Source organism: Actinoplanes flavus, from assembly GCF_017592555.1.
Taxonomy (GTDB): Bacteria; Actinomycetota; Actinomycetes; order Mycobacteriales; family Micromonosporaceae; genus Actinoplanes; species Actinoplanes flavus.
The window spans coordinates 435071-456481 of the sequence record NZ_JAGFNS010000001.1; the positions used below are offsets into that span (position 1 = coordinate 435071).

General features: G+C 70.9%; 15 protein-coding genes. 3 read left to right on the plus strand and 12 right to left on the minus strand.

What is annotated here, in order from left to right; translation table 11 throughout:
* Window positions 1–133: 133 nt before the first annotated feature.
* The 7 genes from J5X75_RS02035 to J5X75_RS02065 all read right to left on the minus strand — a co-directional run bounded on the left by J5X75_RS02035 (window position 134) and on the right by J5X75_RS02065 (window position 10175).
* A complete protein-coding gene (locus tag J5X75_RS02035) occupies window positions 134–1231 on the minus strand; it encodes a branched-chain amino acid aminotransferase (RefSeq protein ID WP_208465435.1) in 1098 nt (365 codons plus the stop codon).
* Between the two features lie 123 nt (window positions 1232–1354).
* Window positions 1355–2380, minus strand: a complete 1026-nt coding sequence (locus J5X75_RS02040) for a 3-isopropylmalate dehydrogenase (protein WP_208465682.1) — start codon at window positions 2378–2380, stop codon at window positions 1355–1357.
* Window positions 2381–2658: 278 nt separating this feature from the next.
* Window positions 2659–4227, minus strand: coding sequence for a phosphoglycerate dehydrogenase (serA, locus tag J5X75_RS02045; protein WP_208465436.1), 1569 nt, complete (start codon window positions 4225–4227; stop codon window positions 2659–2661).
* A 58-nt stretch (window positions 4228–4285) separates the two neighbouring features.
* On the minus strand, window positions 4286–5299 hold the full coding sequence (ilvC, locus tag J5X75_RS02050; RefSeq protein ID WP_208465437.1) for a ketol-acid reductoisomerase: 1014 nt from the start codon (window positions 5297–5299) through the stop codon (window positions 4286–4288).
* A gap of 29 nt (window positions 5300–5328) precedes the next feature.
* Window positions 5329–5847: an acetolactate synthase small subunit gene (gene ilvN / locus J5X75_RS02055; protein ID WP_183216670.1), complete on the minus strand. Its 519-nt coding sequence runs from the start codon at window positions 5845–5847 to the stop codon at window positions 5329–5331.
* Complete coding sequence (locus tag J5X75_RS02060; protein ID WP_208465438.1) at window positions 5847–7676, minus strand: acetolactate synthase large subunit; 1830 nt, start codon at window positions 7674–7676, stop codon at window positions 5847–5849. Before J5X75_RS02060 ends, ilvN begins: the two co-directional genes overlap by 1 nt.
* Window positions 7677–7820: 144 nt before the next feature.
* Complete coding sequence (locus J5X75_RS02065; protein WP_307797889.1) at window positions 7821–10175, minus strand: putative bifunctional diguanylate cyclase/phosphodiesterase; 2355 nt, start codon at window positions 10173–10175, stop codon at window positions 7821–7823.
* A 101-nt stretch (window positions 10176–10276) separates the two neighbouring features.
* Here J5X75_RS02065 and ilvD point away from each other — a divergent pair, with 101 nt between their 5' ends.
* On the plus strand, window positions 10277–12124 hold the full coding sequence (gene ilvD / locus J5X75_RS02070) for a dihydroxy-acid dehydratase (RefSeq protein WP_208465440.1): 1848 nt from the start codon (window positions 10277–10279) through the stop codon (window positions 12122–12124).
* Window positions 12125–12612: 488 nt separating this feature from the next.
* Here ilvD and J5X75_RS02075 read toward each other — a convergent pair whose 3' ends face one another.
* From J5X75_RS02075 to J5X75_RS02090, 4 genes are all read right to left on the minus strand, one after another.
* A complete protein-coding gene (locus J5X75_RS02075; RefSeq protein ID WP_208465441.1) occupies window positions 12613–13620 on the minus strand; it encodes a hypothetical protein in 1008 nt (335 codons plus the stop codon).
* Between the two features lie 225 nt (window positions 13621–13845).
* Window positions 13846–14700: a carbohydrate ABC transporter permease gene (locus J5X75_RS02080; protein ID WP_208465443.1), complete on the minus strand. Its 855-nt coding sequence runs from the start codon at window positions 14698–14700 to the stop codon at window positions 13846–13848.
* Window positions 14697–15677 (minus strand): carbohydrate ABC transporter permease, encoded by a 981-nt coding sequence (locus J5X75_RS02085; RefSeq protein ID WP_372450824.1) that lies wholly within the window; start codon window positions 15675–15677, stop codon window positions 14697–14699. Before J5X75_RS02085 ends, J5X75_RS02080 begins: the two co-directional genes overlap by 4 nt.
* A 69-nt stretch (window positions 15678–15746) precedes the next feature.
* Window positions 15747–17030, minus strand: coding sequence for an ABC transporter substrate-binding protein (locus J5X75_RS02090; protein WP_208465444.1), 1284 nt, complete (start codon window positions 17028–17030; stop codon window positions 15747–15749).
* 261 nt (window positions 17031–17291) lie between these two features.
* Between J5X75_RS02090 and J5X75_RS02095 the strand changes: the two genes are divergently transcribed.
* Complete coding sequence (locus J5X75_RS02095; protein WP_208465446.1) at window positions 17292–18305, plus strand: LacI family DNA-binding transcriptional regulator; 1014 nt, start codon at window positions 17292–17294, stop codon at window positions 18303–18305.
* Here the strand turns inward: J5X75_RS02095 and J5X75_RS02100 are convergent.
* On the minus strand, window positions 18302–20815 hold the full coding sequence (locus J5X75_RS02100) for a putative bifunctional diguanylate cyclase/phosphodiesterase (RefSeq protein ID WP_208465448.1): 2514 nt from the start codon (window positions 20813–20815) through the stop codon (window positions 18302–18304). The two genes, J5X75_RS02095 and J5X75_RS02100, sit on opposite strands and share 4 nt — an antisense overlap.
* 201 nt (window positions 20816–21016) lie before the next feature.
* Between J5X75_RS02100 and J5X75_RS02105 the strand changes: the two genes are divergently transcribed.
* Window positions 21017–21403, plus strand: a complete 387-nt coding sequence (locus J5X75_RS02105; RefSeq protein ID WP_372450825.1) for a PH domain-containing protein — start codon at window positions 21017–21019, stop codon at window positions 21401–21403.
* The last annotated feature ends 8 nt before the right edge of the window (window positions 21404–21411 follow it).

Sequence of the window (21411 nt, forward strand, 5' to 3'; positions counted from 1 at the left end):
GGGGTGCACCGCCGTTGGGCCGGGCGCCCGCGGGGGGGGGGCGGGGGGGCGGGGGGGGCGCCGCCCGCCGCGTGGGGCCGGCGGTTCGGGGTGGGTTGCGGTTGATCGCTGGCCCACCCGTACCGGAAATGGGTCAGAGGACGCGGTGGACCCAGCCGAAGGGGTCTTCGGCGAGGCCGCGCTGGATTTCCACGAGCTGTTTGCGGATGCCCATGGTGACCTCGCCGGGGCCGCCGTCGGCGACGGTGAATTCGCCGTCCTCGCCGCGGATCGTGCCGATCGGGGTGATCACCGCGGCGGTGCCGCAGGCGAAGGCCTCGCGGACCCGGCCGGAGGCGGCGCCCTCGCGCCACTCGTCGAGGCTGATCGGGCGTTCCTCGACGCGGCGGCCGGCCCGTTCGGCCAGCTTGATCACCGAGTCGCGGGTGATGCCGGGAAGGATGGTGCCGGTCAGCGGTGGGGTGACCAGGGTGCCGTCGTCGAGGACCAGGAAGACGTTCATGCCGCCCAGCTCGTCGATGTACTTCCGCTGCACCGCGTCGAGGTAGACGACCTGGTCGCAGCCGTGTTCGGCGGCTTCGGCCTGCGCCGAGAGGCCGGCCGCGTAGTTGCCGCCGCACTTGGCCGCGCCGGTGCCTCCGGGGGCGGCCCGGGTGAAGTCGGGCGACACCCAGATCGTCACCGGCTTGACGCCGCCGGAGAAGTACGGTCCGACCGGGGAGGCGATGACCAGGTAGAGGTACTCGGTGGCGGGCCGGACACCGAGGAAGACCTCGCTCGCGTAGGCGAACGGGCGCAGGTAGAGGCTGCCCTCCGGGTCCTGGGGGATCCAGCCGCGGTCGATCCGGATGATCTCGTGCAGTGACTGGAGGAACGTCTCGACCGGCAGGGCCGGCATGGCCATCCGCTGGGCGGACAGGTTGAACCGCTTGGCGTTGGCGTCCGGGCGGAACATCGCGACACCGCCGTCGGGCAGCGTGTACGCCTTCAGGCCCTCGAAGATCTCCTGGGCGTAGTGCAGCACGGCGCTGGCCGGGTCCATCGGGATGGGCGCGCGGGCCTCGACACGGGGTTCATACCACCCCTTACCGTCGGCGTAGCGCACGGTGACCATGTGGTCGGTGAAGATGCGGCCGAAGCCGGGGTTGGCCAGTAGGGCGACGCGATCCGCGTCGCTCACGGGTGCCGAATTCGGACGGATCTCGAAATTGAGGTTGTCATCACCATTCATGGCGAATTGACCTGCTTTCCACAGAAGAATACAAGCATGCGGGGGCACCCGTAGTGCCCCATGAATTTACCCCGAACGGCCGTTAACACAACGGCCGCGGGTGAGGTGACGGGTGAAGTCCGCTCAGAGGGCGGAGGCGACCCGGTCGCCGACCTCGGCGGTACGCAGCGGCGCGCCCGGAGCACGGGACGCGACCTCGGCCGCGACCGCCTCGGTTACTCGCCGGGCCTCGTCGAGCCGGCCCAGGTGCTCCAGCAGCAGGGCGGCGGACAGGATGGCGGCCGCCGGGTCGGCGATGCCCTTGCCGGCGATGTCCGGCGCGGAGCCGTGCACCGGCTCGAACGTCGACGGGTACTTCCGCTCGGGGTTGACGGAGCCGCTGGCCGCCATACCGATGCCGCCGGTCACGGCGGCGGCGATGTCGGTGAGGATGTCACCGAAGAGGTTGTCGGTCACCACCACGTCGAACCGCTGCGGGTTGCTCACCATGAACATGCTGGCGGCGTCGATGTGCTGGTACTCCGTGGTGACCTCGGGGAACTCCGCGGCGACGGCGGCGAAGGCCCGGGACCACAGGTTGCCGGCGTGGGTCAGCACGTTGGTCTTGTGCACCAGGGTGACGTGGCGGCGGTCGCGGCGCTGGGCGCGGGCGAACGCGTCGCGGATGACCCGCTCGACGCCGTGCCGCGTGTTCAGGCTCTCCTCGGTGGCGATCTCGGCGGGGGTGTTCTTGTGCAGAACGCCGCCGGCGCCGACGTAGAGGCCCTCGGTGCCCTCACGGACCACGACCATGTCGATCTCGCCGGCCTTGACGCCGGAGAGCGGGCTGGTGGTGCCCGGCCACAGCTTGCTGGGGCGGAGGTTCACATACTGGTCGAAGTCGAAGCGGAGCTTCAGCAGCAGTCCGCGCTCCAGGACGCCCGGCGGGACGCTCGGGTCGCCGATGGCGCCCAGCAGGATGGCGTCGTGGCCGGCCAGCTCGTCCTGGACGGACGACGGCAGGACCTCGCCGGTGCGGTGGTAGAGGCGGGCGCCGAGGTCGTACTCCTGGTACTCGGTGCCGGGGAGGACGGCATCGATGACCTTGCGGGCCTGCGCGGTCACCTCAGTGCCGATGCCGTCGCCGCCGACAACCGCGATCCGCGCCACGCTCACGTCAACTCTCCCCACACGTCCGGTCAACCCTCGGCCAGGCTACTCGCCCGTCCCGAAACACGGAACGGGAGTCCCACCAAGCGAACAGCCCCCTGGCCGCGGCAAACGGTCAGGGGGCTGTGGCGACGAGAAGTCCCGCCGGGATACACACCGCTCGCCCCGGGACGGGCGACGTCACCCGAAGACGGGCCCACTCGAGACGCGCGGCTGGGACAACGCTAGCGATGCGGACTAATGACGCGCAAGCCGCGCGCCCCGCGTGTCGGGCTCACTCACTCGGCACGGAGGTCGACCACCGCGGCCCGGGACGCACCGATCTCGGCGGCCACCCGGCCCAGCAGATCCGGCTCCACCGACGAATCCACGGTGAGGGTCATCAGCGCCTCGCCGCCGGCCGCACGGCGGGAGACCCGCATGGCCGCGATGTTCACCCCGGCCCGGCCCAGGGTGGTGCCGATCCGGCCGACCACGCCGGGCCGGTCGGTGTAGCGGAAGAACAGCAGCACCCCGCCCAGCGGCAGGTCCAGGTCGAAATCGTCCACCTCGACGAGCGTGGCGGCGGGCCGCCCGGCGACGCTCACGGTGCGGCCGTCCGGCAGGCCGCCGCGGACCCGGATCAGGTCGCCCGGCTCCTCGACGGCCGCCGTCTCCACCGTGACACCGCGCTCGGCGGCCAGGCGGGGCGCGTTCACGTACGTCACCGGCTCGCTCACCACCGGCGCGAACAGCCCCTTCAGCACGGCCAGCTCGAGGACCGTGACGTCGTGCCCGGCGGCCGCCCCGTGCACCTCGACGGTCACCCGTTCGGGCAGGTGGCCGGCGACCGCGGTGAGCACCCGGCCCAGCCGCTCGGCGAGCGGCAGCAGCGGGCGGACGTCCTCGTCGACCGGCCCTCCGGCGCGGACGTTGACGGCGTCCGGGACGAACTCGCCGCGCAACGCGAGGCTCACACTGCGGGCCACCGCGAGGCCGGCCTTGTCCTGCGCCTCCACGGTCGACGCGCCCAGATGCGGGGTGACCACCACGTTGTCCAGAGTGAACAGCGGCGACGCGGTGAGCGGCTCGGTCTCGAACACGTCCAGCCCGGCGCCGGCCACCCGTCCGTCGGCGAGGGCCTCGGCCAGCGCCCGCTCGTCGACCAGCCCGCCCCGGGCCGCGTTGACGATCCGCACCCCGGGTTTGACCAGCGCCAGCTCCTTCTCCCCGATCAAACCCACGGTCTCCGGGGTACGGGGAAGATGCACCGAGATGAAATCACTCTCCCGGAGCAGCTCCTCCAGGGTGACGAGCCGGACCCCGAGCTGGGCGGCACGGGCCGGCTGCACGTACGGGTCGTACGCGATCAGGCGGACCCCGAAGGCGGCCATGCGCTGCGCGAAGAGGACGCCGATCCGGCCCAGCCCGGCCACCCCGACGGTCTTGCCCTGCACCTCGACGCCGGTGTAGGCGGACCGTCGCCAGGCGCCCGCCTTGAGCGCGGCGCTCGCCGCGGCGGTGTGCCGGGCCACCGCCAGCAGCAGCGCCACGGCCTGCTCGGCGGCGGAGACGATGTTGCTGGTGGGCGCGTTGACGACGAGCACTCCGCGGGCGGTGGCGGCGGGGACGTCGACGTTGTCGAGGCCGACGCCGGCGCGGGCGACGACTCTCAGGCGCCGGCCGGCGGCCAGGATCGGCGCGTCGATGCGGGTAGCGCTCCGGATGATCACCGCGTCGGCGTCGGCGAGGGCTTCCGCCAATGCCGCCCGATGCGTCCCGTCGACGTGCCTGACCTCGAAATCCTCGGCCAGCACGTCGAGTGCGGCCGCTGCCAGTTCCTCGGTGACGAGCACTACTGGACTCATGGACCTCGATATTAAAGGCCCGGCCGGGAATCCGGCCGGGCCTTCAATCGTGAATGAATCAGGCGGTCTCGGTGATCGGCCGGTCCACCCAGCTCATCATGCCGCGCAGCTTCGCACCGGTGATCTCGATCGGGTGCTTGGCGGCCTCCTCGCGGAACTTCTTGAGCTCCGGCGCGCCGGCGTCGTCGTCCGCGATCAGGCGGCGGGTGAACTCGCCGGACTGGATGTCGGCGAGGATCTTCTTCATCTCCTCCTTGACCGCCGCGTTGATCACGCGCGGGCCGGAGACGTAGTCACCGAACTCGGCGGTGTCCGAGACGCTGTAGCGCTGGCGGGCGATGCCGCCCTCGTACATGAGGTCGACGATCAGCTTGAGCTCGTGCAGGCACTCGAAGTAGGCGATCTCGGGGGCGTAACCCGCCTCGGTCAGCACCTCGAAGCCGGTCTGCACGAGCGCGGACGCGCCACCGCAGAGGACGGCCTGCTCACCGAAGAGGTCGGTCTCGGTCTCCTCCTTGAACGTCGTCTTGATGACACCGGCACGGGTGCCACCGATCGCCTTCGCATAGGAGAGCGCCAGCGCCTGGCCCTCGCCGGTCGGGTCCTGCTCGACAGCGATCAGCGCGGGGACGCCCTTGCCGTCGACGTACTGACGGCGGACCAGGTGGCCCGGGCCCTTCGGGGCGACCATGGCGATGGTCACGTCAGCCGGCGGCTTGATCAGCTCGAAGCGGATGTTCAGGCCGTGGCCGAAGAAGAGCGCCTTGCCCGCGGACAGGTTCGGCTCGATCGACTCGGTGTAGATCTTGCGCTGCGCGGTGTCCGGCGCGAGCACCATGATCACGTCGGCCCAGGCGGCGGCCTCGGCCGGGGTCTTCACGGTGAGCCCCTGCTCCTCGGCCTTCGGGCGGCTCTTCGAGCCCTCCTGCAGACCCACCACGACCTCGACGCCGGAGTCGCGCAGCGACAGCGAGTGGGCGTGGCCCTGGCTGCCGTAGCCGATCACGGCGACCTTCTTGCCCTGGATGATCGACAGGTCAGCGTCGCCGTCGTAGAAAACTTCCGCGGTCATGACTTCCTTCTTCTTTCGTGTGGGCGAGCTTAGGCGGCGCGGAGCGCGGGGCCCGTGGTGATGGAGCGGGATCCGCGGCCGATGGCCACGAGGCCCGACTGGACCATCTCCTTGATGCCGTACGGCTCGAGGTCGCGCAGCAACGCATCCAGTTTGTCGGGATTACCGGTGGCCTCGATCGTCAGGGTGTCCGGAGCGACGTCGATCACTCGCGCCCGGAACAGCTCGACGGTCTCGAGCACCTGGCTGCGCTGCGCCCGGTCGGCACGCACCTTGACCAGCAGGAGCTCGCGCTGGACCGACTGGGCCGGGTCCAGCTCCACGATCTTCAGGACGTTCACCAGCTTGTTGAGCTGTTTGGTGACCTGCTCCAGCGGCGACGACTCGGCGTCGACCACGATCGTGATGCGGCTGACGTCCGGGTTCTCCGTCTCGCCGACCGCAAGGGAGTCGATGTTGAAGCTGCGCCGGGAGAACAGCCCGCTGACCCGGGCCAGCACACCGGGCTTGTTCTCGACCAGCACGCTCAGCGTGTGCTTGTTTGTCATCAGAGGTCGTCCTCGTCGAAGGTCGGGCGCACGTCCCGGGCGAACATGATCTCGTCGTTGCTGGTGCCGGCCGCGACCATCGGCCACACCATGGCGTCCTTGCCGACCGTGAAGTCGATGACCACCGGGGCGTCGTTGATCTCCATGGCCTGCTTGATGACCTTGTCGACGTCGTCCTTCGACTCACAGCGCAGGCCGACGCAGCCGAGCGCCTCGGCCAGCTTCACGAAGTCCGGGATCCGGTGCTTGTGGGTGCCCAGCTCGGTGTTCGAGTAGCGGCCGTCGTAGAACAGCGTCTGCCACTGCCGGACCATGCCCAGGTTGCCGTTGTTGATCACGGCGACCTTGATCGGGATGCCCTCCAGGGCGCAGGTGGCCAGCTCCTGGTTGGTCATCTGGAAACAGCCGTCGCCGTCGATCGCCCACACCGTGGTGCCCGGCTGCGCGACCTTGGCGCCCATCGCGGCCGGGACCGCGTAGCCCATCGTTCCGGCGCCGCCCGAGTTGAGCCAGGTGCCCGGCTTCTCGTACTTGATGAACTGGGACGCCCACATCTGGTGCTGGCCCACACCGGCGCAGTAGATCGCGTCCGGGCCGACGATCTCGCCGAGCCGCTCGATCACGTACTGCGGGGCCAGGGTGCCGTCGGTCGGCTCCTCGTAGCCCAGCGGGTAGCGCTCCCGGATGTCGTTCAGGGTCGACCACCAGGCCCCGTACTGCTCGGCGCCGCCGGCCGTGGAGGAGACCGCCGCGATCAGCTCGTCGATCACGTGCCGGGCGTCGCCGACGATCGGCACGTCCGCGTGCCGGTTCTTGCCGATCTCGGCCGGGTCGATGTCGGCGTGCACGATCTTGGCGTCCGGGGCGAACGAGTCCAGCTTGCCGGTGACCCGGTCGTCGAAGCGGGCGCCCAGGGTGACCAGCAGGTCCGCCTTCTGCATGGCGTACACCGCCGGGACCGTACCGTGCATGCCGGGCATGCCCAGGTGCTGCGGGTGCGAGTCGGGGAACGCGCCGATGCCCATCAGCGTGGTGACCACCGGGATGCCGGTCAGCTCGGCCAGCTTGCGCAGCCCGTCGGTGGCGCCGGCCTTGTGCACGCCGCCGCCCACGTACAGCACCGGGCGCTTGGCCGCGGCGATCAGCCGGGCCGCCTCGCGGATCTGCTTGCCGTGCGGGTGCAGGGTGGGCCGGTAGCCGGGCAGGTCCAGCGCCGGCGGCCACTGGAAGGTGGTCTGCGACTGGAGCACGTCCTTCGGGATGTCCACCAGGACCGGGCCGGGCCGGCCGGTGGCCGCCAGGTGGAACGCCTCGGCCAGGATCCGGGGCAGCTCCTCGGCGTTCTGCACCAGGAAGTTGTGCTTCGTGATCGGCAGGGTGATGCCCTGGATGTCCGCCTCCTGGAAGGCGTCCGTGCCGATGTAGGGCCGGCCGACCTGTCCGGTGATCGCGACGATCGGGACCGAGTCCATGTACGCGTCGGCGATCGGCGTGACCAGGTTGGTGGCGCCCGGGCCACTGGTCGCGATGCAGACGCCGACCTTGCCGGTAGCCTGCGCGTACCCGGTGGCGGCGTGGCCCGCGCCCTGCTCGTGCCGGACCAGGATGTGCCGCACCTTCGAGTCGAACAGCGGGTCGTACGCCGGCAGGATCGCCCCGCCCGGGATGCCGAACGCGACCTCTACCCCGAGGGCCTCGAGCGACCGGACGAGCGCGCCGGCACCGGTGGTGGCTACCGGGGCCACGGTGGTGGAGACGGTGTTCACGGCCGCCGCGACGGTGGCCGGAGTGACTCGGTTGGCGAGGGATTCGGGAGTGGGTCTCGTCATGGCAGTTCAGACCTTTTCGGGTTGGTCGCACCGGTACTTGAGCAACAAAAAAGGCCCTCGTGCGGGATGCACGGGACCTAGCGCACTCTCCTCACTCGAGGACAGTGCGCTCAGATAAGTACTCGGGACGCGAAGCACATGCGGCTAACCTTGCCCCATCTCACGGCCTGAGTCAACTGATCCCACATTTTGATCACCACGGGTGGTGACGAAATCCGGATCACTCGGCAACAGCGCTCTGACCTGCCGCATTCCCGGGCCGAGCCGGACCACCTGACTGCGGGCCGGCGCGTCACTGGGCGGGTTGACCCGGGGCGCCGGCAGCGGGCGCGGCCCCGCCGGGCGCAGGGTGCGCAGCCGGGACTCGAAGTGCTCGGCCGGCACGCCCCAGCCGAACAGCGAGCCCTGCCCGAGCCGGCAGCCGGCCTCCTCGACGATCTTCCGCTGGTCCTTCGTGCCGATCCCCTCGGCCAGCACCTCCAGGCCCAGCCGGTGCCCGAGCCGGACCACCACGTCGACCAGCGGGGCGGCCGTGCCGGTCCGCGACTCCGGCTCCGCCACCAGCGCGTGGTCGATCTTCAGGATGTCCACCGGGAGGGTCCGCAGCTGGCCCAGCGACGAGTAGCCGGCGCCGAAGTCGTCCAGCGCGATCCGCACCCCGGTCTTGCGCAGCTCGGCCAGGCGGCGGACCAGCTCCTCCATGTCGGTGGCGACGGCGTGCTCGGTCACCTCCAGGACCAGGCGCTGCGGGGGGACGCCGTACTCCGCCAGCACGTCCGCGACCTGGGCGGCGTAGTCGGAGTTGTGCAGCTCCTTGGGTGACAGGTTCACCGACAGCCAGACGTCGTGGCCCTTGGCCCGCCACTCGGCGAGCTGCTTGCACGCCTGCTCCAGCACCCAGGCGCCGATCCGGTTGATCAGCCCGGACTCCTCGGCCACCGGGATGAACTCGACCGGCGGCACCCGGCCCAGCTCCGGATGGGTCCAGCGGAGCAGCGCCTCGGCGCCGACCGGGCGCATCGACGGCAGCGCCACCACCGGCTGGAAGACCAGGCTCAGCTGGCCACGGTCGATGGCGTGCCGCAGCTCACCGGTGAGCGTGCCGCGGCGGCGCAGCACCTCGTCGTACTTCGGCTGGTAGCGCTCGACCCGGTTCTTGCCGCGCTGCTTGGCGTACCGCAGGGCCAGGTCGGCGTCGTGCAGCAGCTCTCCGGTGGCGGCCACGCCCAGGCTCGCGGACAGGAAGATCGAGCCGCCGTCCACGTCGTACGGCTCCCCGAGCACGGCGAGCAGCCGGTGCGCCGCCAGCACCGCCTCGTCGGCGTCGCCGCGCATCAGCACCGCGAACTCGTCGCCGCCGAGCCGGGCCGCCACGTCGCCGGCCAGCAGGTTGCGCCGCAGCCGGGCGCCCACCTCGGCCAGCACCGCGTCACCGACGTCGTGGCCGCGCATGTCGTTGACGGTCTTGAAGCCGTCCATGTCGATGCCGATGAGCGCGGCCTCCCCCGGGCAGGAGCGCAGCGCCCGCTGGAGGCCACGCCGGTTGGCCAGCCCGGTCAGCGGGTCGGTGTGCGCCAGCTCACGGAAGTGGGCCTCGCTCTGCCGCAGCCGCAGTGTGTAGCGGCGGACGTCGTCGAGGGCCAGGTACTGCCGGGCGACCAGGGCCAGGCCCACCACGGCGGCGCCGAAGTAGCCGGCCGCGTCCAGGGTGCCGCCGCGGGCCAGGTGGTAGCCGAGCGCGCCGAGCAGGGCCAGCATCGGAAAGACCGCGTACGCTCCGCCGCGCTCCAGCACGTCACCGGTCACCTCGACCGGCCGGTCGGCGGCCCGCACCGCCCAGGCCACCACGGTCAGCCCGGCGGTCAGCAGCAGGCCGCTGGCCAGCGTGAACCCGTCGTCGCCCCGGCAGATCCCGGTGGCCAGCACGTTCGCCGCGAGGGCCACCAGGCCGACACCGGCCGACACCCGGACGGTGTGCCGCCGTGGCCGGTGCGCGTGCAGCGCCAGGACCGCGGTCAGGCCGAGGGAGAGCGCCACCAGGACGGCCGGGACGATGATCGCGGGACACCGGTACGGCGTCGCGTCGCCCAGGATGCGGGTCGGCCGGCTGAGCAGCACCCAGCCGACGAACCAGATGGCGGCCGCGATGACCAGCCCGTCCAGCACGTGCCGGAGCGCCGCGGCCGGGCCCCGGGCGGCGCCGGGCAGCGCCACCGCTCCGGCCAGCAGGATGACCACGCCGATCGTGGTGCCGGTGGCCACCGCCGTGGCGAGCGCCCGGGCGTGCCCGGGAGAGTGATGGTGGCTGGTGATCAGCACGGTGACCAGGCCGGCCAGCGCCGCGGCGGTGACCAGCGCGCCACCGGCGGCCAGCAGCAGGTGCGCCCGCCGGGCGGCGCCGGTGTGCCGGCGGCCGGAACGGGCCAGGTAGGCGACCGCCGGGACGGCGACCAGCAGGCCCACGAGTCCCGCCAGATCCATACCGGACGGTGAGTGCACGGACACACTGTGCCCGATCTTCTTCGATTCCGACACCCCCGGCGTCCCGCGCTGTGGACGGCATGGGTGGTTCCGGGCCTGGCCGGTGGCACTATTGAGGGATGCCTGAGCTGCGCTCCCGGACTTCGACCCACGGTCGCACCATGGCCGGCGCGCGCGCCCTGTGGCGCGCCACCGGCATGACCGACGACGACTTCGGCAAGCCGATCGTCGCGATCGCCAACAGTTACACCCAGTTCGTACCGGGTCATGTCCATCTCAAGGACCTCGGTGGCCTGGTCGCCGAGTCGGTGGCGGCCGCGGGTGGCGTCGGGCGCGAGTTCAACACGATCGCGGTGGACGACGGCATCGCCATGGGTCACGGCGGCATGCTCTACTCGCTGCCCAGTCGCGAGCTGATCGCCGACGCCGTTGAGTACATGGTGAACGCGCACTGCGCCGACGCCCTGGTCTGCATCTCGAACTGCGACAAGATCACCCCCGGCATGCTGATCGCCGCCCTGCGGCTGAACATCCCGACGGTCTTCGTCTCCGGCGGCCCGATGGAGGCCGGCAAGACGATCGCCATCGAGGGCGTCGTGCACGAGAAGCTCGACCTGGTCGACGCGATGAGCGCGGCCGCCAACGACAACGTGACCGAGCAGCAGCTCGACACGATCGAGCGGTCCGCCTGCCCGACCTGCGGCTCGTGCTCCGGCATGTTCACCGCCAACTCGATGAACTGCCTGACCGAGGCGATCGGCCTGTCGCTGCCCGGCAACGGCTCGACGCTGGCCACGCACGCCTCCCGCAAGGCGCTGTTCACCGAGGCCGGCCGGCTGATCGTGCAGATCGCCAAGGAGTTCTACGAGAACGACGACGAGTCGGTGCTGCCGCGCTCGATCGCCAACCGGGACGCCTTCGAGAACGCGGTGGCGCTCGACGTGGCGATGGGCGGGTCGACCAACACGATCCTGCACCTGCTGGCCGCGGCCCGCGAGGCCGAGCTCGACTTCAGCGTCTCGGACATCGACGCCGTCTCGCGCCGGGTGCCCTGCCTGTCGAAGGTCGCGCCGAACAGCCCGAAGTACCACATGGAGGACGTGCACCGGGCCGGCGGCATCCCCGCGCTGCTCGGTGAGCTGCACCGGGGCGGCGCCTTGAAGGAGAACGTCCGCGCCGTGCACTCTGCCTCGCTGTCCAGCTGGCTCGCCGATTGGGACATCCGGGGCGGGTCGCCCACCGAGCAGGCGCTGGAGCTGTTCCACGCCGCGCCCGGCGGAGTCCGGACCACCGAGCCGTTCAGCACGCGGAACCGCTGGGCGACGCTCGACACCGACGCGGAGGGCGGCTGCATCCGGTCGGTCGAGCACGCCTACACCGTCGACGGCGGCCTGGCCATCCTCTTCGGCAACCTCGCCCCCGACGGCTGCGTCGTGAAGACCGCCGGCGTGGACGAGTCGATCTGGAAGTTCACCGGCCCGGCCCGGGTCTACGAGTCCCAAGACGACGCGGTCGCCGGCATCCTCGGCAAGGAGGTGGTCGAGGGCGACGTCGTGATCATCCGGTACGAAGGCCCCCGCGGCGGCCCCGGCATGCAGGAGATGCTCTACCCCACCTCGTTCCTGAAGGGCCGCGGGCTGGGCAAGGCGTGCGCGCTGATCACCGACGGCCGGTTCTCCGGCGGCACGTCCGGGCTCTCCATCGGCCACGTCTCCCCCGAGGCGGCCGGCGGCGGCCTGATCGCGCTGGTCGAGACCGGCGACGAGATCACCATCGACATCCCGGGGCGCAGCATCACGCTGAACGTGCACGACGACGTCCTGGCCCAGCGCCGCCACGAGCAGGAGCGGCGGCCCCGGCCGTACACGCCGGTCGCCCGTCAGCGCCCGGTCTCGGCGGCGCTGCGCGCCTACGCCTCGATGGCCACCAGCGCCAGCGACGGCGCCTACCGGCGGGTGCCCGAGTAGCGGGGGTTGCTCTTCAGCGACGCCGTGGCGGCTTCCGGCCCCCACGGCGTTGCTTTCCATCGGTACGGGCATAGCCGCGCCCACCCACGGCAGCGGCCGTTCCGCCGCACCTCGCAAGGCGCTGCCCACTCCAGGCCCCAACGCGCCCGCCGGGCCAACGCGGTTGGTCACCCGAAAAGATCTGCACGGCCAACTCCCGTGCTGTCTCGCCGACCGTGAAACAGCCCCGACAGCCCCGGAGCCAGCCGCGAAGATCCACTCGTCCCAGCCACGGAACCCGCGCCCCGAGCGGAACGGCGGTGCACTGAACACCCCCGCAAAACGCCGCCGGTGTCGAGGCAGCTGATTTCCCGACGCCAGCGGGGTGTGCTGGCGGCGGGAAATCACCTGCCTCGACACCGGTTACAAGGCGTTTTGCCGCGGAGCGAAGCGGAGCAATTGGGCCCAGCTTGCCGCGGAGCGAAGCGAAGCCATCAGGCCCAGTTCAGTCAATTCCAGGTGGGGAGGGGCTGGCCTGGTTGTTTGCGGCTCAGGTACTCCAGCACCTTGCGGCAGTCGAGGTTGGGTGAGCTGTAGGTGTGGCCCTTCAGCTTTTCCACGAGCGGCTGGTCGCCGGCCAGCTGGTCGAACTCGTTGTGGCAGGTCAACCGGGTGTCGACGGCGGATTGCGGGATGCGCATGACATACCGGGTGTCGGCGTGCAGGACGGTCAGCCATTCCTCGGTCTCGGCGATCGGGTAGCCGATGAACCGGCTTTCCGGGCGCACCTGGAGATCGTTGACGCCGTCGCCCAGGTCCTGCGTGGAGGTCACGGCGGTGCCGTTGATGAGGAAGGCCTGCGCGGACACCCATGGCGCGTCGAGGCTGTTCATGAACTGGAACGCCAGCGCGGCGGCGCCCAGGTAGACGACCGAGAGCCCCTGCCAGCCGGTGAGCGTATGTCCGCGCTTGATCAGCCGCTCGTCCGCGGAGCGGGCCCATCGGTGGCGGAGGTGGCGGATCACCAGCTCCACGCAGAGCGCGGTGAGGACCACGACCAGACAACGGCGCAGGTACGAGTACGGCGAGGCGAGGGCGGTGACCGCGGCCACGATCAGGATCAGTGGCCAGAGAGCGGGCTGGATCCGGGCCCGGTAGCGGATCGCGAACCAGATCGTGCCCAGGGCGATCGCGGGCAGGATGTAGTACGCGTAGATGGTCACCGTGCCGAGCGCCACCTGCACCGGGGTCGCGGCGAGCAGGGCGGTCGTGGTGGTCAGCGAATACCGCGCGACCCCGTAGATCTTGATGAGGAACAGCAGCAGGAGCAGGCTGGAGCCGACCGCTACCAGCTCCCGGGAGCTGATCCGGCCGTCCAGGTCGCGCGGTCCGTCCACCGGCGACGGGGCCGGAGCCGGAGCCGGGGGAACATCCGGAGTGGACGGCGGGTGCGGTCTGGTGACGGTCTCAGGGCTGGTCAGATGACGGGTGCGGGGACGTTTCTTCGGCTGTGCCATCGCCGGTCGGCCTCTCTCGGATCCCGGTCTCCGACGGGGCCTCAGGGTAGGCATCGAAGGCAACGACACGCCAGAGGCGGCTCGCCGGGTCCGGGCGGGCCGCGCGGGAGTCACGTCGGCTGCGGTGGGCGGGCTTCACCCGTACCCCCGAGGTCTGTGGAAAGGGGTGCGGCCCGCCCACCGCAAGCGATGGACGGGCCTCGACCCGCCGGATCGTGGCGGGCTCTACTTGAGAGCGCCCTCCATGATGCCGCGGACCAGCTGCCGGCCGCCGATGAGCAGCAGGACGATCAGCGGGACCGTGGCGACGAAGGCGCCGGCCAGCACCCGGCGGTAGATCACGTAGTTGCCGCTGGCCAGGTCCGACAGGGCCACCATCGAGGTGGGGAAGTCGGTGCCGTTCAGCGTGATCAGCGGCCACTGGAAGTCGTTCCAGGTGGCCACGAACGTGAGCAGGCCGAGCACGGCGAGGGCCGGCCGGATCGCCGGGACCACGACGGTCCAGTAGATCCGCAGGGTGAGCGCGCCGTCGATCCGGGCGGCCTCGACCAGCTCGTCCGGGATCGCGTGCCCGATGAACTGGCGCATGTAGAAGACGCCGAACGCGCTGACCAGGCCGGGCGCGATGACCGCGATCAGCTGACCGTTCCAGCCCAGCTTGCCCATCAGGATGTAGAGGGCGACCACGCCGAGCTGGTTCGGCACGGTCAGCGTCAGGATGACGATGAACATCAGGACGTTGTTGCCCTTGAAGCGCAGCTTGGCGAAGGCGAAGCCGGCCAGCGAGCAGAAGAACAGCGTCGACGCGGTGACCGCGAGGGCCACGATGAGGCTGTTGATCAGCGACGCGGTGAAGTAGACGTCCTGGAGGGTGAAGACCTCCCTCAGGTTGACCATCAGCTGGTCGCCGGGGATCACCGACGGCGGCGACTTCATGACGGCGTCGTCGGTGCTCGTCGCGATGACGAACATCCAGTACACCGGGAACGCCGAGACCAGCAGGATGGCGAACAGCCCGAGGTAGGACTTCCAGGTGCCCGGGGTGTCCTGGGGCGCGCGGCTCAACAGGCGGGTGCTCACTTTCCGCCTCCCAGGCGCCGGGTGGCCAGCGCGTTGATCGCGGCCACGATCAGGATGATGAGGAACAGCGCCCAGCTCATCGCGGCCGCGTACCCGAGGTTGAGGTCACGCCAGCCGACCTTGTAGATCAGCTGCGCGATGGTCCGCCACTGGTGGTCGTAACCGCCGTTGGCCAGTGCCGGGTTCTCGTCGAAGAGCATCGGCTCGTTGAAGAGCTGGAGCCCGCCGATGGTGGAGAGGATGACGGTGAACAGCACGACCGGCTGGATCATCGGCACCGTGATGCGCCAGAGCTGACGCCACGGGCCGGCGCCGTCGACGGCCGCCGCCTCGTAGACGTCCTTCGGGATGGCCTGCATGGCGGACAGGTAGAGCAGCGCGTTGTAGCCGATCCACTTCCAGTTGACCATGGTGGCGATGGCGATCCAGCTGCTCCAGGTGGTGGCCCGCCAGTCGAGCGGCTGCTCCTCGCCGAAGCCCACCAGCGACAGCAGCCAGTTGGCCATGCCGTAGTCGCGGCTGAAGAAGACCGCGAAGACCAGGGTCGAGGCGGCCACCGGAGTGACGTAGGGCAGCAGGACGCCGATCCGCCAGAATGTGGCGCCGCGCAGCTTGCGGTTCAGCAGGTTCGCCAGCATCAGCGCGATGAGCAGCTGCGGGACGGTGGAGAGGATGAAGATGCCGAACGTGTTGACCAGGGCGTCCCAGAAATCGGTGTCGCTCGCCAGCTTGGTGAAGTTCTCCATCCCGGCCCAGCCGGTGAGCGTCGGGTCGTCCAGACGCCAGTGGCGCAGCGCCACCACGCCGTTGAAGATGATCGGGAACAGTCCGAAGATCGCGAACAGGATGAAGAACGGCGCGATCAGCAGGTAGGGCACGGTCTTGGTGTCGAAGCGGTAGAGCCAGAACTTCGCGCGCGGCGGGGGCGCGTGCTTCGGCTCCTCGGTCCGCATCGCGCGGACATCGGTGAGCGACACGACAACTCCTCTAACGGGCCGGACGGCGGGACGGCCTCAGGCCGCCCCGCCGTACCGGAAGGGTTCGGATCAGGACTTCGAGGCCTTCTCGGCTTCCTTGACCGCCTCAGCCCAGGCGTCGGCCGACTTCAGCTGGCCCTGCTGCACCCGGTTGATCACGTTCTCCACGGCGACCCGGGTCGGGCCGTTCTTCTTGCCCAGGTACTGCGGCTTCAGGTTCGCCGCGGTGGTGGCGAAGATCTGGCCGGTCGGGGCGTTGGTGAAGAACTCCTTCTTGAAGTCCAGGATCTCCTTGTTCTGGTACAGCTCCGGCTGCGAGGGCAGGTTGCCGACCTTCTTGAAGACCTCGATCTGCTGCTCCGGCTGCACCAGCCACTCGACGAACTTGTACGCCTCGTCGACGTTCTTGCCCTGCTTCGGGATGGTCCACCAGGAGCCGCCCCAGTTGCCGCCGCCACCCGGGATCGCGGCGATGTCCCACTTGCCGGCCTGGTTCGGGGCGGTCTTCTGGATGTGGCCGAGCATCCACGCCGGGCAGGCGAGGACGGCGAACTGGTCCTTGGTGAAGCCCTGGTCCCAGTTCGGCTGGAAGCTGGCCAGGTTGGCGGAGAGCCCGGCGTCGATCGCCTTCATGGCGACGTCGAAGCCGGCCTTCGGGCCGCCCTCCATCTGGAGGGTCTCCTGCTGGTCGTAGAAGCCGACCGGCTGCTGCGAGAGGACCGGGTTGAACAGGTTGGTCGCCGAGTCGACGAACTTCTTGCCGGTCTTGGCCGTGTAGGTCTTGCCGGTCTCGATGAACTGGTCCCAGCTGGGCCAGAGCTTGGAGACCGCGTCCCGGTCGGTCGGCAGGCCGGCCGCCTTGAACAGGTCGGTGCGGTAGCACATGGCCAGACCGCCGACGTCGGTGCCGAGACCGATCTGCTTGCCGTCGGTGGACTGCGAGGCCTGCCACTTCCACGGCAGGTACTTCGACTCGAAGCTGCTCGCACCCTTGTCGTTCAGGTTCACGAACTGGTCCGCCTGACTGCGGAACTGAACGATGAAGCCCTCGTCGACGGCCGAGATGTCCGGGGCGCCGGAGCCGGCGACCAGCTTCTTCTGCAGGTCCTCGTGCTGGGCGTTGTACTCGCCCGAGTTCAGGACGATCTTCACGTTGGGGTGGTCGGCCTCGTACTTGGCCTTGAGCTGATCCAGGCCCATGTCACCCCAGAAGTTGACCTTCAGGGTGACCTGGCCGCCTTCGGTGCTGGAGTCGTTGCCCTCCAGCGCCTGCCCACTGCAACCGGCGATGGCCAGCGCGGCGGCGAGGCCGGCGGCCCCCACACGCGCGGCGCGACGTCCGAAACGTTCCATGTCATTCCTCCGCAAGGAGATGCGCATCACTGAACCGGGTAAGTAGGGGAGACCGTAAGCCGGGCTTTCAGCCATGTCAATACCGGGTTACGGGCGCGCTCCCAACCCCACCCAGTCCGGATTATTCGGACACCCGGTTTACATTGTCCGATGTGTGCCGTAACACTTAACCGATCAAGCGTGTGTCGGACGTCGAGGTAGTCCGTCGGCGTGCACCCGGCGCCCGATAAGCTCGGCGGCAGTGGGGACAGAGGAGACTGAGTGAAGCGGCCCACAATCGCCGACATCGCACGGCGGGCGGGCGTGTCCAAGGGCGCCGTGTCATATGCGCTGAACGGCCAGCCCGGCGTCTCCGAGGCGACCCGAAAGCGAATCCTGTCGATCGCCCAGGAGATCGGGTTCAACGCCAACAGCGCGGCCCGGGCCCTGTCCGGCGCCCGCGCGCGGGCCGTCGGCCTGACCCTGTGCCGCCCCGCCCGGCTGCTCGGCATCGAGCCCTGGTTCATGGGCCTGATCAGCGGTTTCGAGGCCGAGCTGGGTGAGCGGTCGTACGCGCTGACCCTCCAGGTGGTGGCCACCCCCGAGCAGGAGGTCGAGGTCTACCGCCGCTGGTGGGGCGAGCGCCGGATCGACGGCGTGATCGTCACCGACATCCGGGAGAACGACATCCGCATCCCGGTCCTCCAGGAACTCCAACTGCCGGCCATCGTGATCGGCGGCCCCGGCGACACCGGGCCGATCGCCCAGATCTGGTCCGACGACGCCGGCGCCATCACCGAGGCGGTCCGCTACCTGGTCGCCCTCGGGCACCACCGGATCGCCCGGGTCAGCGGCCCGCCCGGCCTGCTGCACACGCAGAACCGGACCAGGGCGTTCGAGGGCGTCTGCGCCGCCCTCGGCCTGGACCACTCGATCACCATCCCGGCCGACTACACCGGCGAGGAGGGCAGCCGGGCCACCCGGCGCCTGCTGATCGGCGGGGACCGGCCCACCGCGATCATCTACGACAACGACGTGATGGCGGTCGCCGGCCTGGCCGTGGCACAGGAGATGGGACTCTCCGTACCGGGTGACCTGTCCATCGTGGCCTGGGACGACTCACCACTGTGCAGCCTCGTCCACCCGCCGCTCACCGCGCTCAGCCGGGACATCTCGGCGTACGGGGCACAGGCGGCCCGGGAGCTGCTCAACGCCATCGACGGCACCAAGGTCGGCAACGTGGAGGCGGGCCGGGTCCACCTCACCCCACGAGGGAGCACCGCGCCGCCCCGTTAGCCGCGGTGGCTCTCCAGGTAGGCCTCGACGCGCTCGGCCGGCCCCGGATAGCCGAGCGCGAAACCCTGGCCGTACCGGCAGCCGGCCGCCACCGCCCGGGCGATGTGCTCGTCGGTCTCCAAGCCCTTGGCCACCACGTCCAGGCCCAGCCGGCGACCGAGACTGACCACCACGTCCAGCACCGCCGGGCCGCCGCCGACCACCGCCTCCGCGGGCGGGTCGATCAGCGCCCGGCTCAGCTTCAGCATGTCCACCGGCAGCCGCCGCAGATGCGACAGCGACGTCTGGCCCGACCCGAAGTCGTCCAGCGCGGCCCGGACACCGAGTTTGCGCAGCCCGGCCAGGGCGGCCACGATCGCCGGCACGTCCTCGGCGATCCAGGTCTCGGCCACCTCCACGACCAGGCGTTCCGGAAGCAGGCCGTAGCGGCGCAGGATGGTGGCGACCCGGTCCGGGAAACGGGCGGTGAGCAGCTCACGCGGGCCCACGTTCACGGACAGCCAGAAATCGTCGCGCACCGTCCAGGAGGCGAGACGGCGGCACGCCTCGTCGAGCACCCACTCGTCCAGCTCGGCGGTGATCCCCAGCGCCGCGGCGATCGGCAGCAGCTCCCCCGGCGGGATCGTGCCCAGCTCCGGGTGCCGCCAGCGGAGCAGCGCCTCGACCCCGGCCGGGCGGCCGTCACGCAGCGCCGACACCGGTTGGAACACCAGGTCCAGCTCACCGCGCCCGGCCGCGCCGAGCAGCTGCTGCTCCAGCTCCATCCGGCGGTGCAACTGGATCTCCACGTCCGGGTCGTACCACTCGACCCGGTCCCGGCCCAGCTGCCGGGCCCGCTGCCGGGCCAGGTCCGCCTGGCGCAGCACGTCGTCCGAGTCGGCGCCGCCGGCCAGCTCGGCCAGGCCCACGCTGGTGTAGAGCGTCACGGTCGCCCCGGGCAGCGGGTACGGCTCGCCGAGAGTGGTGACGATCCGGGTGGCCAGGGCGTACGCGGGCACCGCCGACTCACCGGTCAGCACCGCGAACTCGTCGCCGCCCAGCCGGGCCGCCACGTCCTCGCCACCGAGCAGGCCCCGGATCCGGCGGCTCACCTCGATCAGCACCGCGTCGCCGATCTCCCGGCCCCGGGTGTCGTTGACCTCGGCCAGTCCGTGCAGGTCGATCACCAGCAGGGTGCCCTGCTGCCCGGCCCGGCGGCGGAACGCCAGCAGGTCCCGCATCAGCGCCCGGCGGTTCGCCAGACCGGTCAACTGGTCCAGGTAGGAGAGCCGGCTGAGGGTGCGCTCCAGGTGCCGGCGCTCGCCGACGTCCCGGACGTGCACCACGATCGCCGCCACCTCGGGGACGGCCCGCTGGTCGGAGATCGTCGACTCGGTGTCCCGCCAGAGCCGCGCGCCGTCCCGCATCCGGGCGTTGATCAGCACCGGCGACCCGCCCTCGTCCGCGCCGGCGAGGATCGAGCCGATCACCGCGTCCGCGTCCGCCGCGTCGTCCGGGTGGATCAGCTCCCGGAACTCCCGGCCGATCACCTCCTCGTCACGCAGCCCGAAGAGGCGGGCCGCGGCCGGGGACTGCCAGCGGACGGTCAGTTTCTCGTCCAGCACCAGGGTCAGGTCGGTGGCGCCGGCCACCAACGAGCGGAAGTGCGCCTCGGCCACCCGTAGGCGGCCCGCGTACCGGCGGATGTCGCGCACCACGAGCAGTTCCCGTACGGCCAGGACGCTGACCATCACGAGACCGAAGATGATCGCCTCGGTGTCGAAGTCCCGGACCGTCACCAGGTGCCAGATCGCGGCGATCACGCCGACCGCGGCCGGCACCGCCAGCAGCGGATAGCTGGCCAGGTACTGGTCGGGGTGCCGGGGTTCCAGCGGCGGGGGCGGCAGGTCCCGCCGGGAGCCACCGACCGCCGACGCGGTCAGCCCACCCACCACCAGCAGCGTGGCCGGCCAGAGCAGCGGGCCGGTCGACCGGTAGGCCAGCATCCCCAGCCCGATCAGGACCAGCGACGATCCGGCGCCGCACCACAGGGCCGGCACCGGGCGGGGCCGGGCCCGCAGCACGATCACCGTGACCATCGCGACGCCGCCGGCCGCGATGAGCAGCGCCGGCACCAGCTCGGGACGCCGGGTGGTGGCCGGGATCAGGTACGCCGCGAAGCCCAGGCTCACCCCCAGCCCCACCCCGTCGAACATCCGCCGCAGCCGGACCACCCAGTTGCGGGCCGCGCCGGGCAGCAGCGACGTGCCGGTCACGAAGCAGGTGGCGGCGACGGCCAGCCCGGCGGTCAGCCAGACCACCCGGTGCTCCGGCGCCCACCACGGGATCAGCCCGGTCAGCCCGGTGGCCAGCGCGCCCAGGCCGACGAAACCGGCACCCCGGCAGGCCACGAAGGTGCCGTCGGCACGATGGATCGACAGCGCCACGCGGATCAGGACGGCGGCCGCGCCGAGGCCGGCGACGGCGATCGCCAGCGCCGCGACAGCGGAGCCGGGTGGCACAGCGGTCATCGGCGGTCCTCTGCTGTCGGCCCGGCGAGCCGGGGTGGGGCGGAGCGAGAGGGAGCTGCACCGGGTCAACGAGGGTCCCCGGATCGGGTTACGGCACGGCGTGTCACCGTCCCACGAACGGAATCGTCGGCCATTCAACGATGACGGTCAACCGGTGACCGGCCGGACGGGTCCGGCGTACCGGGTGGGAGGATGGGGGATGTGAGCAGTCGTCCCGTCCTCCGCGTCCGTAAGTCCGGCGCCGTGCTGGTCGCCGCGTTGATCGCGCTCGTCGGCACGGTCCCGCTCGCCGGCGCCGCCTGGCAGTTGACCCCGATCCTGCTGATCCCGCTCGCCGCCCTGGTCTGGGCGTGGCGGGCCGGCACCGACGTCTACCCCGACGAGCTGCGGGTGCGCGCCCTCTTCGGCGGCAACCGGGTGCCCTGGAGCCGGGTCGTGGAGCTGGCGCCGGACCGGCACGGCCGGGTCTCCGCCCTGCTCGACAACGGCAACGTCATCCGGCTCACCGGTGTCACCAGGGCCAATCTTCCGCTGGTCCTCGAAGCCGCCGGTCACCCGGTGACCGACCGGGACGCCGCCGCTCCATGAGCGGCGGG